This window comes from Desulfoconvexum algidum (genome assembly GCF_055382125.1).
In genome coordinates, this window is record NZ_AP042394.1 from 1,285,664 (window position 1) to 1,298,716 (window position 13,053).

Below are 13,053 nucleotides of genomic sequence, written 5' to 3' on the forward strand. Positions count from 1 at the left end.
TTTGAATAGTCTATTATAATACCTATTTTCAATTTAAAGAGCCTGGCGTGCAGCAAAATCCATCATTACCCTATCCCTTGCCTTGTCAATGCCCAGTGCTTTCCGTTTTTTGTCGATATGGGCAATCATGAGATGGGCATGTTTGATGGGATCTTCTTCTGTACCCCACATACCGCCATAAAGTTCTTCAAACTCTTTACAGATATAATCACTGAACACGGGAGCGCCCGTTATGGGCAGATTGCTGAAAACCGTATATACACCGGATGCGACAAAATAATGGCCGATACTGATTGCCTTTTCACTCATCCATTCTGGTGCACTTCCCGCTACAGGAAGATCACTAATATCATTTCCAAGCCCGCCTGCTTTAACCACTTCTGTTGCCGCCAGAAGAATCCGGCTGTTGTCAACACAGGAACCCAAATGAAGGATGGGAGGAATCCCGACGGTTTCGCAAACTTCAGCCAAGCCGGCTCCAGCATAAATCGATGCAGCCTCAGGCACAAGGAGGCCTTCAGTAGCACATGCTATTGCTGTACATCCGGTTGTAAGAACAAGCACATCATTTTTGATCAGCTCTTTACATATGGCAATATGATCACGGTTATGTTTTGTTCTTGCATTGTTACAACCAACAACACCTGCGAGACCCCGGATGCGTCCATTTATGATGTTATCATTTAAAGTATAGTAATCGCCTCGGAAAGATCCCCCAAGATGATATTTAATTGATTCAACACCAAAGCCTGCAACGACCGGTTGTTTGTGTTGTGGAATCATCACTTCCGCAGCACGATTTTGAAAGTTGTCGATGGCTATTTTAATAATCCGCTCGGCATCTTCCACTGCATGGTGTTCGTCAAACTCCATATGCATAACATTCTCGCCTTCATGCTGGGCGATTTTGTGGGTGGTAATAACTTTTGTATGGAAGCATCTTGCCACATTTCCAATGCTCTGCATGATGCACTGGATATCCACTACCATGGCATCACAGGCACCCGTTATGATGGCAAGCTCCTGCTGTAGAAAATTACCACAAATAGGTACGCCATGGCGCTGGAGAATTTCATTGGCTGTACAGCAGATACCTGAAAGCTGGATACCGGCAGCACCCTTTGATTTGGCATAGTCAATCATGTCTTGTCTCTGGGCCACGGCTACGATAACCTCTGCCATGATGGGTTCATGTCCGTGGATAATCAGATTCACATGATCTTCTTTCATGACGCCCAGGTTGGCTTCTGATTGGAGGGGATAAGGTGTTCCAAAAAGAATGTCTTGGAGATCTGTTGCCAGCATGGAACCGCCCCATCCATCTGCAATGGCGGCTCTTGTGCCCTGTTTCATGAGATTCTTGTAATGCATGTCAACGCCCATGTGGGTACGGTGCATGATTTCAACAATTTCCCTGTCAATGTTTCTTGGAAGCACACCCATTTTTTTCCAGAGTTCATAACGCGCCTTGGGTGCTTTTTTGAGGGAGAGGAGTTCTCCTTCTGGTTTACCCCATTCGGCCATTGCAGTTTCTGCTGTCTCAAGGGTGATTTCATCAATGTCTCTGTCGAGCTCTACTCCGTCCACTTCAACCGTGGTGGCAACACCCAGATAGTTAGCCACTTCAAGAAGTTTGTCGAAGTCTTTAACCTGATAGGCGTCGGTTTCTTTTTTCGCCACAGCCAGAAATACTTCGGCAACACCTCTTCCATGATCGGAATGGGCAGCTGCGCCACCGGCTATCATTCGGATAAAGTTTCTTGCTGCGATAGTATTTGCTGTCGCACCGCAAAGACCTTGTCTGGTGTCTTCTCCTTCAATCCCTGCCTTGGGAAGAGGCAGACGGCAAGGACCCATGGAACAGTTTTTACAACATGTACCCTGCACGCCTATGGCACATTGTTTCATTTTAAGGGCTCTATCAAAAATTGTTTCAACTCCAAGAACATGTGATCGTGCTATCATTTCTTGTGATGCCACATCTATGGAAGATGCTACAGGATCAGCTAATTTCGGAGCTTTTGTTTTTTCTACTGCCATTAGAGGTTCCTCCTCATATTATTATGTTACTTAATTTTAAAAAACCATTTATGTCTATAAGTATAATTTTGTTATAAATAAAATTATACTTGGATTTTAATCGTTGCCTATATTCAGTGCCAAAGATCGTATTATCTTTTGATTTTTTTAAATTTAGATAAAGAAGATCTCTGGCTCTTGGCTGCCGTCATTGTAACTTTTTTATCGACGGTTGTGTCGGCCTTTGCCATTCTTTCTTCCTGTTCTTTGGCCCTCTGTACCATTAGAGCAGCCTCATCGGCTTCCCTTTTAGCAATTTCATCGGCTTTTACCTTGGCTTCTGCATCCGCTTTTGCTTTTGCCTCGGCCGCAGCTTTTGCCTTTATGTCGGCTTCGGCTTTAGCCTTTGCATCTGCATCGGCCGTTGCTTTTGCTTCCACATCGGCTTTAGCCTTGGCTTCTGCTTCAACCTTTGCTTTTGCCTCCGCTTCAGGATCTACTGCAGGTGCTGTTGCTTTTTCAGGTTCAGGCTTGGTTTCTGCCTTGGGGGTTGGTGCTGCTTTAGCTTCTGTCTTTGGCGCTTCTTTTTTTGCAGGAGCTGCCTTTTTTGCAGGAGCTGCCTTTTTTGCTTCTTCTTCAATGGTCAGGTCTGGTGCAGGTGACAAAGAAGCAAAATCAATGTCAACATCATCTAGTCTCTTGGTGATGGCTGCCACATCCATGGCAGAACCTCCATCGGAAATGAGGTCAATATATGCCTTGGTTAATTTGATTGATTCAGGGTGGCGCATGATCAAAATGCTTGAGCCTGACATCAGATAAGAAACAGCGCCCACAGCTTCCATGAGAATGGCCCGACGTTCGGGGTCACCCATTTCAGGGGCCTCTTCAACCGTCAGCTTGGCTTCTTTACATTTCCAAACTTCATTGCCCAGGTTATTGATCATTGGGTTCTGGAGTTTGTCATCACCCTGGGTCATGGCTGCCTGGGAAAGTCGTTCCATAACTGAATAGGAATATTCAAGTCCGTAACCCAATCCGCCTGTGGTGGGATCAACAATGACCTTGTCAAGGGAAACACCGAGGTTTTCAAGAAGAATGTTTACCTGTTTTGCCAGGTTGACATCAATGGGGGAGGATGAAATAATCGTGTGACCATAGCCCATGGCGGCTGCGCCGATCCCTTTGTAGTTTTTCTCTTCAACAGGACCGATAATCAGGTTTTCACCTTGACAAACTTCACTTACCTTTTTTAATACTTCTTCGTCCTTTGCAGGCACGGCACAGCCCCAGACGATCAAGGGGACATTAATGGCGCCAAGAACTTTTTTTACGGTCGCTGCTGCTTCATCCGCGCTTGCATCGTTGTCATTGGGATCAATGCTTTTTAATTGCAGCACAATGGCCTGGGCGCCGTATTCATCCACACATTTTTTTGCCCATGCTGCCGGATCAGATACAACGTCCTTAAAGGGAGCCAGGGCGGCTTCGGCCCAGTCCGTTGGGGTGATGTCCCAAATTTCCATGGCAATCACGGGTTTATTGGGCATCTCTCCTTCAAACTGATAAAAAGGATAACTTGTTTGACCGCCGACGGTAAGGGCATTGTCACCTTTGCCAATGGTGATGCCTTTGATACTGCCGGCATACGTTTCTTTGGTTATTTCAAATCCCACTGGTACCTCCTAGTGTTAAAGATAGTTATGAGTTGGGGGGGGTTAAAAAGACGTGACGTTATCACTGAAGAGTAAATATAATACGAAATGAATAAATCAAATAGTGTTAACACAATTTGGATGCTTCTTTCCATATAGTTACCCTATATTTTAGGTTATGAACTGATAACAGGTAATGATTTATAATTTGTAATGTTTTTTGTCAATAGATGAGTGCATTTATTGAAACAAGGCTGAAAATGCCTAAGTAGAAGGATTATTAAAGTTTTTAGAGGTATGGTAATGATGTTATCGTTCATTGAATTTGATTTAGTTTATAAATTCAAATCGTAAAGACGAAAAATTTTTTTTGGATTTTTTTGAATATAATGTATAAAATTTATGTTTATATAATTTTTCAGTTATTTTTTTATATATTAGATCAATTAATTCCACTTTATAGATGAAAATCTATAATTATCCGTTTTTTAATTACGATTAAACCCCGGGGTTTTATTTGTGAAAAAAAGTTGATTTTTTGCTTTTATTTATATAGTTAGGATACTCAGTTAGTCTTTTAAGATCAAAAAGCGCTATACTTAGGTTTCATAATACTTTTTATAACAGACTCGTTCCTAAGGGTCCAAATCAATAAAGGAGTATATCATGGCATTAGATCCAACCAAACATTTAGACTGGGAAATTGCAGAAGACGCAGAGAAAACAATGCTCACCATCTATGAAATAGGTGATAAACTGGGGCTTACCAAAGAAGAGCTTCTTCCCCAGGGTCACTATATTGCAAAAATAGATTTCCGAGCAGTTCTTGAGCGGCTCAAGGATAAACCAGACGGCAAATATGTTAACGTAACAGCCATAACACCCACGCCTCTTGGTGAGGGTAAATCAACCTCGGCAATGGGACTTGTCCAGGGTCTGGGGAAAATCGGAAAAAGTGTTTGTGCCGCTATCCGTCAGCCATCCGGTGGACCGACAATGAATATCAAGGGGTCAGCAGCCGGCGGCGGTCTGGCACAATGTATTCCTTTAACTCCTTTTTCATTGGGTTTTACCGGTGATATCAATGCCATCATGAATGCCCATAACCTTGCAATGGTTGCCTTGACTTCACGTATGCAGCATGAAAGAAATTATACGGATGAGCAGTTAGAAAGACTTTCCGGCATGAAACGTATTGATATCGATCCCACAAAAGTGGAAATGGGATGGATCATGGATTTTTGTGTCCAGGCCCTGAGAAATATTATTATTGGTATTGATGGAGTTAATGGCAAAGCAGATGGTTTCATGATGAAATCGAAATTTGGAATTGCCGTATCTTCTGAAGTAATGGCCATTCTTGCCGTTGCCAAGGACCTGAAAGACATGCGGGAACGAATGGGTAAGATTGTTGTTGCCTATACCAAAAAGGGTAAACCTGTTACCACGGAAGATCTCCAGGTTGCCGGCGCCATGACCGCATGGATGGTGGATGCCTTGAACCCATCTTTAATACAGACCCTTGAAGGACAACCCGTAATTGTTCATGCAGGACCTTTCGCAAATATCGCAATTGGTCAGAGCTCCATTATTGCAGACAGAGTGGGGCTTAAACTTGCTGACTATCATGTGACGGAATCGGGTTTTGGCGCGGATATCGGGTTTGAAAAATTTTGGAACCTTAAATGCCGTTTTTCCGGCCTGAAACCCAATTGTGCCGTTGTTGTGGCAACCATCCGGGCGCTTAAGTGTCATGGCGGCGCACCAGTACCTGTTCCGGGCAAAGCCATGCCTGAAGAATATAATAGTGAAAATGTTGAATGGGTTGCAAAGGGATGTGCCAATCTTATCCATCATATCAGAAATGTCAGAAAAGCAGGTATTGCGCCGGTGGTCTGTATTAATGCATTTTATACAGATACCGATGCTGAAATTGGAAAGGTTCGAGAGCTGTGTGAAGCTGAAGGTGCAAGAGTCGCTCTTTCCCGTCATTGGGAACATGGCGGCGACGGTGCCAAGGAATTTGCAGAAGCGGTTGTTGCTGCTTGTGAAGAAAAAACCGATTTTAAATTCCTTTATGAACTTGACATGCCGATTAAAGAGAGAATTGAATTGATTGCCAAGGAAGTTTATGGTGCCGATGGCGTGGATTATTCCAACGAAGCAGATGTTGCCATTGCAAGAATCCAGGCGGATCCGGAACTTTCAAAAATGGGTATGTGTATGGTTAAAACCCATCTTTCTCTTTCTGACAATCCTGCCCTTAAGGGCGTTCCAACAAACTGGAGATTGGCCATAAGAGAAGTTCTCACTTATGGTGGTGCTGGATTCATCGTTCCGGTGGCAGGTGCCATCAGCTTGATGCCGGGTACCGGATCTAATCCGGCGTTCAAACGAGTGGATGTGGATGTTGAAACCGGTAAGGTTCAGGGCGTATTTTAACCCATCCTATTATATAATGATAACCGGTCTTGGGAGCAATTCTTCCTAGGATCGGTTATTGATAGCCATCAGGAGAAAAAATATGACTGCGCAAATTATTAGCGGAACTGAGATACGAAAGACGATTCTCGCAGAGGTCAAGGCGGAAGTCGATGAGATGAAAAAAGCGACCGGCAAGGTGCCGGGTCTTGTTACCATTCTGGTGGGATCCAGCCCCGCTTCCATCAGCTATGTAACTTTAAAGGTTAAAACAGCCATCAGCTGTGGATTCCATGAAATTCAGGATGACCAGTCCGTGGATATTTCAGAAGCGGATCTGCTTGCCTTGATTGATAAGTACAACAATGATCCGGATATCCATGGAATTCTGGTTCAATTGCCGTTGCCCAAGCAGATTGATGACAAAAAGATTCTCAATGCCATTGATCCTGATAAAGACGTGGATGCATTTCATCCTGTCAATGTGGGACGACTCATGATTGGTGGTGACGAAGCTAAATTTCTTCCCTGCACCCCTGCGGGTATCCAGGAGATGATTGTTCGGTCCGGCACTGAAACTTCGGGCGCTGAGGTGGTCGTGGTGGGCAGATCCAATATTGTCGGTAAACCCATTGCCATGATGATGGCCCAAAAAGGCGTTGGTGCCAACGCCACTGTGACCATCGTCCATACCCGGACCAAGGATCTTGCCAGCCATTGTAAACGGGCTGATATTTTGATTGTGGCCGCTGGTGTGCCGGATCTGGTTAAACCCGAATGGATCAAACCCGGCGCCACTGTTATCGATGTGGGCGTTAACCGGGTGGGCGTGAACGAGAAAACCGGAAAAGCCATCCTCAAAGGAGATGTTGATTTTGAGGCAGCCAAGAAAATTGCCGGCAAGATTACGCCTGTTCCGGGCGGAGTTGGTCCCATGACCATCGCCATGCTCATGAAAAATACCCTTAAATCTGCTCAATTGAGTCTTAAGTAAGCAGAACCTGGCTTTTTTCAATAGGCTTTTGTAGTTTGAAGTTTGAAAAAACCGTCGGTATTGCCAAGGGTGATATCGGCGGTTTTATTTTTATGGGTTGCTTCTTTTTATGCCGATACAGTTTTTTTTATCTCCTGCCTTTACTTATGGTCCAAAGACAATATTTTATTGTAATACCAACAGAACTTAAGACACAATTATATCGAGAATAAGGGAGCCAACACTATGGACAAGCTGGATGCTATTTTTTCTCCGAAGACAATTGCGGTTATCGGGGCGTCAACCCAGAAGGGAAAGGTGGGGCATGATATTTTTGCCAATATTCTCTACGGAGGATACACAGGTACCCTGTATCCGGTAAACCCTAAGGCCAAGTCCGTCCTGAGTGTCAAATGCTATGTCAGTATTGCTGCTATACCAGACCCCATTGATCTTGCCATGATTATTTTGCCCCCAAAGGCAGCGATTGGGTCTGTCAAGGAATGTATTGCAAAAGGGGTAAAGGGGATTGTGATCGTGTCCGCCGGCTTTAAGGAAGTGGGGGGTGAAGGGGCCGAGATAGAGATTGAAATCAAAAATCTCTGCACCAGGGCAGGGGTTCGGCTGGTGGGGCCCAATTGTCTGGGGGTGATCAATCCGTCTAAAAAGGTATCCTTGAATGCCAGTTTTTCTGCCAGGATGCCCAAGCCCGGAAATGTGTCTTTTATTTCCCAGAGTGGTGCCCTTTGTACTGCGGTCTTGGATTATGCGGCAGATAAGGGGTTCGGGTTTTCAAAATTTATTTCCATCGGCAACAAGGCCGATGTGGATGAACTGGATCTGTTGCGGTATTACCATGCAGACCCGGATACCGATGTGGTCATGATCTATATGGAAGAATTGTCCAGAACCTCCGAGGAGTTTGTCACGGAAGTCAGGCAGATGACCTCGGGTACTAATCCCACCCATGTGATCGTTATTAAATCAGGATCTTCTGTTGCCGGGGCTGCGGCAGCTGCTTCCCATACCGGCGCCCTGGCGGGTTCTGATGCCATTTATGACGGGATATTCACCATGTCGGGCATTTTACGGTGTAAAACTGTGAATCAATTGTTTGATTATGCCCGGGCTTTTGCAGCCAATAAATACCCCACAGGAGACAGGGTTGCCATTGTGACCAATGCTGGCGGGCCCGGTATTATTGCCACGGATATGACTGAACAGTCTGGGCTGAAGCTGGCCAAATTTTCAGCAGACACGGTCAAGGAATTGAAAAAATATTTGCCGGTTACGGCCAATTTTCACAATCCTGTGGATGTGATCGGGGATGCTGCCAAGGACCGGTATGAAAATACGCTGGCAACGGTTCTGGCCGATCGGGGGGTGGATGCTGCCTTGATCATCTTGACCCCCCAGTCCATGACCGATGCCATTGGTACGGCAGAGGCCATCGTAAAAATAGCCAAAAACAGTATCAAGCCGATCCTGTGCGCCTTCATGGGGGTGGTGGATGTGTCCGACGGGGTTAAATTGCTGCAACAGCATAAAGTCCCTGTATACCAGTTTCCAGAGAGTGCCGCCCGAAGCCTGGGGGCTTTGCGGGAAGGCATGAAGTGGTCTTTTAGGAAAATTTTACCCCAGTATGACTTGAGTTATGACAGGGAAAAGGCCACGGCCATTCTTGAACGCTATAGAAAAGAAGGCCGAACGCTATTGGGAGAGCTGGACGGAAATGAACTTCTCAAATGCTACGGGTTTAAAACCATTCCCATGGCCCTTTCCAAAACAGCTGTAGAGGCGGTAAAAATAGCTGACAAAATTGGTTATCCAATTGTCATGAAAATTGTTTCTCCCCAAATTTTGCATAAATCAGAGGCCGGTGGGGTCAAGGTCGGGCTTGAAGATGCCCAGGAGGTTGAACAGGCCTTTGAAGAGATTCTGAAAAGTGGCCGCGCCTATGATCCGGATGCCGATCTTACCGGGGTTCTTGTTCAGAAAATGGCCCCTAGGGGCAAGGAAGTGATACTGGGGGTTACAAAGGATCCTGTTTTTGGCCATGCCGTCATGTTCGGACTGGGGGGTATTTTTGTCGAGGTATACAAAGACGTGGCTTTCCGGCTGTCCCCCATGGGGCGGAATGTGGCACGGCGAATGGTAAAAAGTATAAAGGGGTACCCGATTTTAAAGGGGTTGAGGGGCCAGGCCCCTTCTGATATAGAAGCCATTGAAAAAAATATTGTGTCTTTGAAGGCCATGGTGGATAATCACCCTACTATTGCTGAGTTGGATATTAATCCTTTGTTTGTCCATGGAGAAGGAGAGGGTACCACGGTGGCAGATATTGTGATTCGGATTGAAGACGAGGCGTAAAAAAAACAATTTTAAGGAGAAATGAAATGGCCGAAGGAGATGGATTTACAATGAAGGAGGGGCTAAAAGGTTCACCCGCTGGTAAGACCCTGCCCAAAATTGATTTTTCAGGTTTTATCTTGTCTTTGTATTCAACCGGACTTGTTGAGTTGGGCAATGTCGAGGACCCATCAACGGGTAAGAAAACCAAAAACTTTGAGCTGGCGCAGCATACCATTGACATGATTGCCATGTTGGAAGAAAAAACCCGGGGGAATCTGACCAAGGATGAAGACAATTTGTTAAAGACCTTGCTCAGTGAGATTCGTTTGGCATATGTCAAGGCAAAGGAGTGAGCCTGACGAGAGTATCTTTTGCCAAGGTTAATCTTTTTTTGTATGTGACCGGAAAGAGAAATGACGGGTATCATGAACTTTATTCCCTGATGGCCCAGATTAATTTATGGGATGAAGTGGAGCTGTCTTTTGAAGGGAGTGGTATTCGTGTTGCCTGTGATCATCCGGATGTTCCGGGGGGCGAGACAAATCTGGCATATCGGGCAGCGGAACTGTTCTGTAATGCCTATGGAGAAAAGAAGGGAGCGCTTCCCCTGGATGGGGTTTTTATCCAGATTAAAAAACAGATTCCAGTTGGCGGTGGGCTTGGCGGCGGCAGCAGTAATGCTGCCAGTGTGCTTATGGCCTTGAATGAGTATTGCTCCGGCATTTTTTCCCAGGATGAACTCATGGCCCTGGGGCTACGGTTGGGGGCAGATGTTCCGTTTTTTATTTTTGGAATGCCTGCCTTGGCAACAGGGGTGGGAGAAACTTTGGAAAAATATGATGATTTGCCAAAATTTCATCTGGTTTTATGTGACCCAGGGGTGTCTGCTTCAACTTCAGATGTTTTTAAAAATCTGAAGTTTAGATTGACATCCCGGCGCAATTATAATATGAATACTCGTTTGAATGCGCTGGTAGGAGGGCAGGGGGGTGACAGCAGGGAAAAATTGCACAATGATCTGGAAGTGTCGGCTTGCAGTTTATATCCCAAGATAGCCTCTGTTAAAGAAGAAATGGAGTTTTTGCTGGAAAGAAATGTATACATGTCTGGAAGCGGCTCTACTTTATTCGCTCTTTTTACAGGACCAGAGGATGCAAGGAAAGCATATGGATTGCTTGCAAAAAAATGGTCCAAGGGGTCTAAAAAGATTTTTTTGACCTCATTAAAGCGTTGAGATTTGAGTTTAATGTACTGGGGCGTCGTCAAGTGGTAAGACACAGGGTTTTGATCCCTGCATTCAGAGGTTCGAGTCCTCTCGCCCCAGCCAAACTTAATATACTAAAAAAAAGAGATTTGATATGAATGGCTTGTCCATTTTTGCAGGGAACTCCAACCCGGCACTGGCTGAGAAAATTTCAGAGTATCTTGCAAAACCCTTAGGGAGATTGAAGGTCAACCGTTTCAGTGATGGGGAAACACAGGTTGAAATTCATGAGAACGTCAGGAGAAAGGAGATATATGTTATCCAGGCCACCTGTTATCCGGTGAACGATAATCTGGTGGAACTTTTACTTTTGATTGATGCGTTCAAGCGGTCTTCTGCCAGTCGGATCACGGCTGTTATTCCTTATTTCGGATATTCCCGTCAGGATAAAAAAGTGGCGCCACGGGTTCCCATTTCTGCCAAGCTTATTGCAGACCTTCTGGTCGTTGCCGGTGTTGACAGGGTCATCACGATGGATCTCCATGCCGGACAGATCCAGGGGTTCTTTAATGTCCCCGTGGACAACCTGTACTCTGCTCCCATTATTATTGATGATATTAAAACCCGTTTTTCTGATGATCTAGTGGTCGTCTCACCTGATGCAGGCGGGGTTGAGAGGGCCAGGGCCTATGCCAAGCGTCTCCATGCAGGGCTTGCCATTGTTGATAAGCGAAGGAGTGCGCCGAATCAGGCCAAGGCCATGGCCATCATTGGGGATGTCCAGGATAAAACAGCTATTATCATAGATGATATGGCGGATACGGCAGGAACGCTGACCGAGGCGGCTGGCGTGATCCGGGAGAAGGGTGCCAGGGAAGTTCATGCCTATTGCACTCATCCGGTCCTTTCCGGTCCTGCCATTGACAGAATCCAAAAGTCTTCTTTAAATTCTCTTGTTGCAACGGATACTATTCCCTTGTCCGAGGAAGCAAAGAAATGTGACAAGATTAAAACCCTTTCCATTGCCAAATTGGTGGGTGAGGCAATTGTCCGCAGTTATCGGGGTGATTCTGTAAATTCTCTATTTGTATAAAAATTATATTTAGTCTTCTGCTAAACAAACTGCAGAAACGGAGGAAAAAACGTTGGAATTAATTGAACTAAACGCAAAAGCAAGAGAAACAAAAGGTAAGGGCGCTGCTAGGAAATTAAGAGCTAGTGAGGCCATACCAGCCATTGTCTATGGGGCAAAAAAAGATCCCATGATGCTTTCTCTTGACACGGTTGAATTTGTCAAGATTGTCCGGGACCACGGCAATACCGGCCTTTTCTTCAACCTGAAGATTGAGGGCGGCATTGAAAAGGCAGTCATGCTCAAGGCGATGCAGATGGATGCCTTTAGTCTGAACTATCTCCATGTGGATCTCCATGAAGTGGATATGGATCAGACCGTTTCCGTGGCGGTTCCCGTTGAAACCACCGGCGAATGCCCAGGGGTTAAGACTGGTGGCGGTATGATTCAGATTATTCGACGTGACCTGGATGTGATCTGTAAACCTGCTGATATGCCGGAAAGCATTGTTCTGGATATTTCTGCGCTGGATATCGGTGACTCCATCCATGTGAAAGATATAGATCTGGGTGATGCAGTTGAGATTCCCCATGAAGTCAATTTTACCGTGATCACAATTGTTCCGCCGACGGCAGATACGGATGAAGTTTCAGAAGAAGACGAAGATCTTCTTGAAGAAGAAGCCGAAGAAGCCGCACCTGTTGCTGAATAAATTACCGTAAATGTCAGACTCAAATCTTAAGCTGATTGCGGGTCTGGGAAATCCTGGAACGGATTATGCCCAGACCCGTCATAACATCGGTTTTCTGGTCGTTGAAGCCCTTGCTGCTGCCTCCTGCCTTGCATTGAACAAAACCCGCTTTGAATCCGCCTATGTAAAGGGGAAAATTAAAGGCCGGGATGTTATCCTTGTCAAGCCCATGTCCTATATGAACAGGAGCGGGGGGCCCATCCAAAAATTTGCTGCCTATTATAAAATCGATCTGCCGGATATTATTATTGTCCACGATGACATGGATCTTGACTTTGGACAGATCAAAATTGTTCAGGGAAGGGGACATGGCGGTCATAACGGCGTTCGGTCCATCATTGATGTTTTTGGTAAACGAGAGTGCATTCGGGTGAGGGTCGGTGTGGGGCATCCCATTGCCCTAAGGAATGGCAAGCAAAGGGGTGTGACGGGTCACGTGCTCGGCCGGTTTGCTCCTGACGAACAAGAAGCGTTGGATGTCACCATTGCTGATGCGGTTGATGCCTGTTTATCCATTCTTGATAACGGAATCACCTTGGCCATGAATAAGGTTAATACACGCCGATAGAATCGTCGGCAAAGACCCGCTGCTTTACCCCCCCCCCA

At 45.6% G+C, this 13,053-nt stretch carries 10 protein-coding genes and 1 tRNA gene; 9 read left to right on the forward strand and 2 right to left on the reverse strand.

The features are described from left to right. Nucleotides 1-33 precede the first annotated feature (33 nt). Both cooS and ACZ45G_RS05835 read right to left on the reverse strand, forming a co-directional pair. Nucleotides 34-2,040 carry an anaerobic carbon-monoxide dehydrogenase catalytic subunit gene (gene cooS, locus ACZ45G_RS05830; RefSeq protein ID WP_464175927.1) on the reverse strand — a complete coding sequence of 669 codons (2,007 nt, stop codon included), beginning with the start codon at nt 2,038-2,040 and terminating at the stop codon, nt 34-36. A gap of 131 nt (nt 2,041-2,171) precedes the next feature. Beyond that, nucleotides 2,172-3,695, reverse strand: a complete 1,524-nt coding sequence (locus ACZ45G_RS05835) for an acetyl-CoA decarbonylase/synthase complex subunit delta (protein ID WP_464175929.1) — start codon at nt 3,693-3,695, stop codon at nt 2,172-2,174. Between the two features lie 645 nt (nt 3,696-4,340). Here ACZ45G_RS05835 and ACZ45G_RS05840 point away from each other — a divergent pair. From ACZ45G_RS05840 to pth, 9 genes are all read left to right on the forward strand, one after another. Then, complete coding sequence (locus ACZ45G_RS05840) at nt 4,341-6,116, forward strand: formate--tetrahydrofolate ligase (protein ID WP_464175931.1); 1,776 nt, start codon at nt 4,341-4,343, stop codon at nt 6,114-6,116. Between the two features lie 82 nt (nt 6,117-6,198). Further along, nucleotides 6,199-7,089 carry a bifunctional methylenetetrahydrofolate dehydrogenase/methenyltetrahydrofolate cyclohydrolase FolD gene (gene folD / locus ACZ45G_RS05845; RefSeq protein ID WP_464175933.1) on the forward strand — a complete coding sequence of 297 codons (891 nt, stop codon included), beginning with the start codon at nt 6,199-6,201 and terminating at the stop codon, nt 7,087-7,089. 225 nt (nt 7,090-7,314) lie between these two features. Beyond that, nucleotides 7,315-9,438, forward strand: coding sequence for an acetate--CoA ligase family protein (locus ACZ45G_RS05850; RefSeq protein ID WP_464175935.1), 2,124 nt, complete (start codon nt 7,315-7,317; stop codon nt 9,436-9,438). A 26-nt stretch (nt 9,439-9,464) separates the two neighbouring features. Beyond that, complete coding sequence (locus tag ACZ45G_RS05855) at nt 9,465-9,773, forward strand: DUF1844 domain-containing protein (RefSeq protein ID WP_464175938.1); 309 nt, start codon at nt 9,465-9,467, stop codon at nt 9,771-9,773. After that, on the forward strand, nt 9,770-10,654 hold the full coding sequence (ispE, locus tag ACZ45G_RS05860; RefSeq protein ID WP_464175940.1) for a 4-(cytidine 5'-diphospho)-2-C-methyl-D-erythritol kinase: 885 nt from the start codon (nt 9,770-9,772) through the stop codon (nt 10,652-10,654). The genes ACZ45G_RS05855 and ispE overlap by 4 nt, the downstream gene beginning before the upstream one ends. An 18-nt stretch (nt 10,655-10,672) precedes the next feature. Then, nucleotides 10,673-10,747: transfer RNA gene (locus tag ACZ45G_RS05865), tRNA-Gln, on the forward strand. A 31-nt stretch (nt 10,748-10,778) separates the two neighbouring features. Then, nucleotides 10,779-11,717, forward strand: coding sequence for a ribose-phosphate diphosphokinase (locus ACZ45G_RS05870; protein ID WP_464175942.1), 939 nt, complete (start codon nt 10,779-10,781; stop codon nt 11,715-11,717). Between the two features lie 52 nt (nt 11,718-11,769). Continuing rightward, the gene (locus tag ACZ45G_RS05875) at nt 11,770-12,408 is read left to right on the forward strand and encodes a 50S ribosomal protein L25 (protein WP_464175944.1); all 639 of its coding nucleotides are present in this window, start codon (nt 11,770-11,772) and stop codon (nt 12,406-12,408) included. Nucleotides 12,409-12,418: 10 nt separating this feature from the next. Next, a complete protein-coding gene (gene pth, locus ACZ45G_RS05880; protein WP_464175946.1) occupies nt 12,419-13,015 on the forward strand; it encodes an aminoacyl-tRNA hydrolase in 597 nt (198 codons plus the stop codon). The last annotated feature ends 38 nt before the right edge of the window (nt 13,016-13,053 follow it).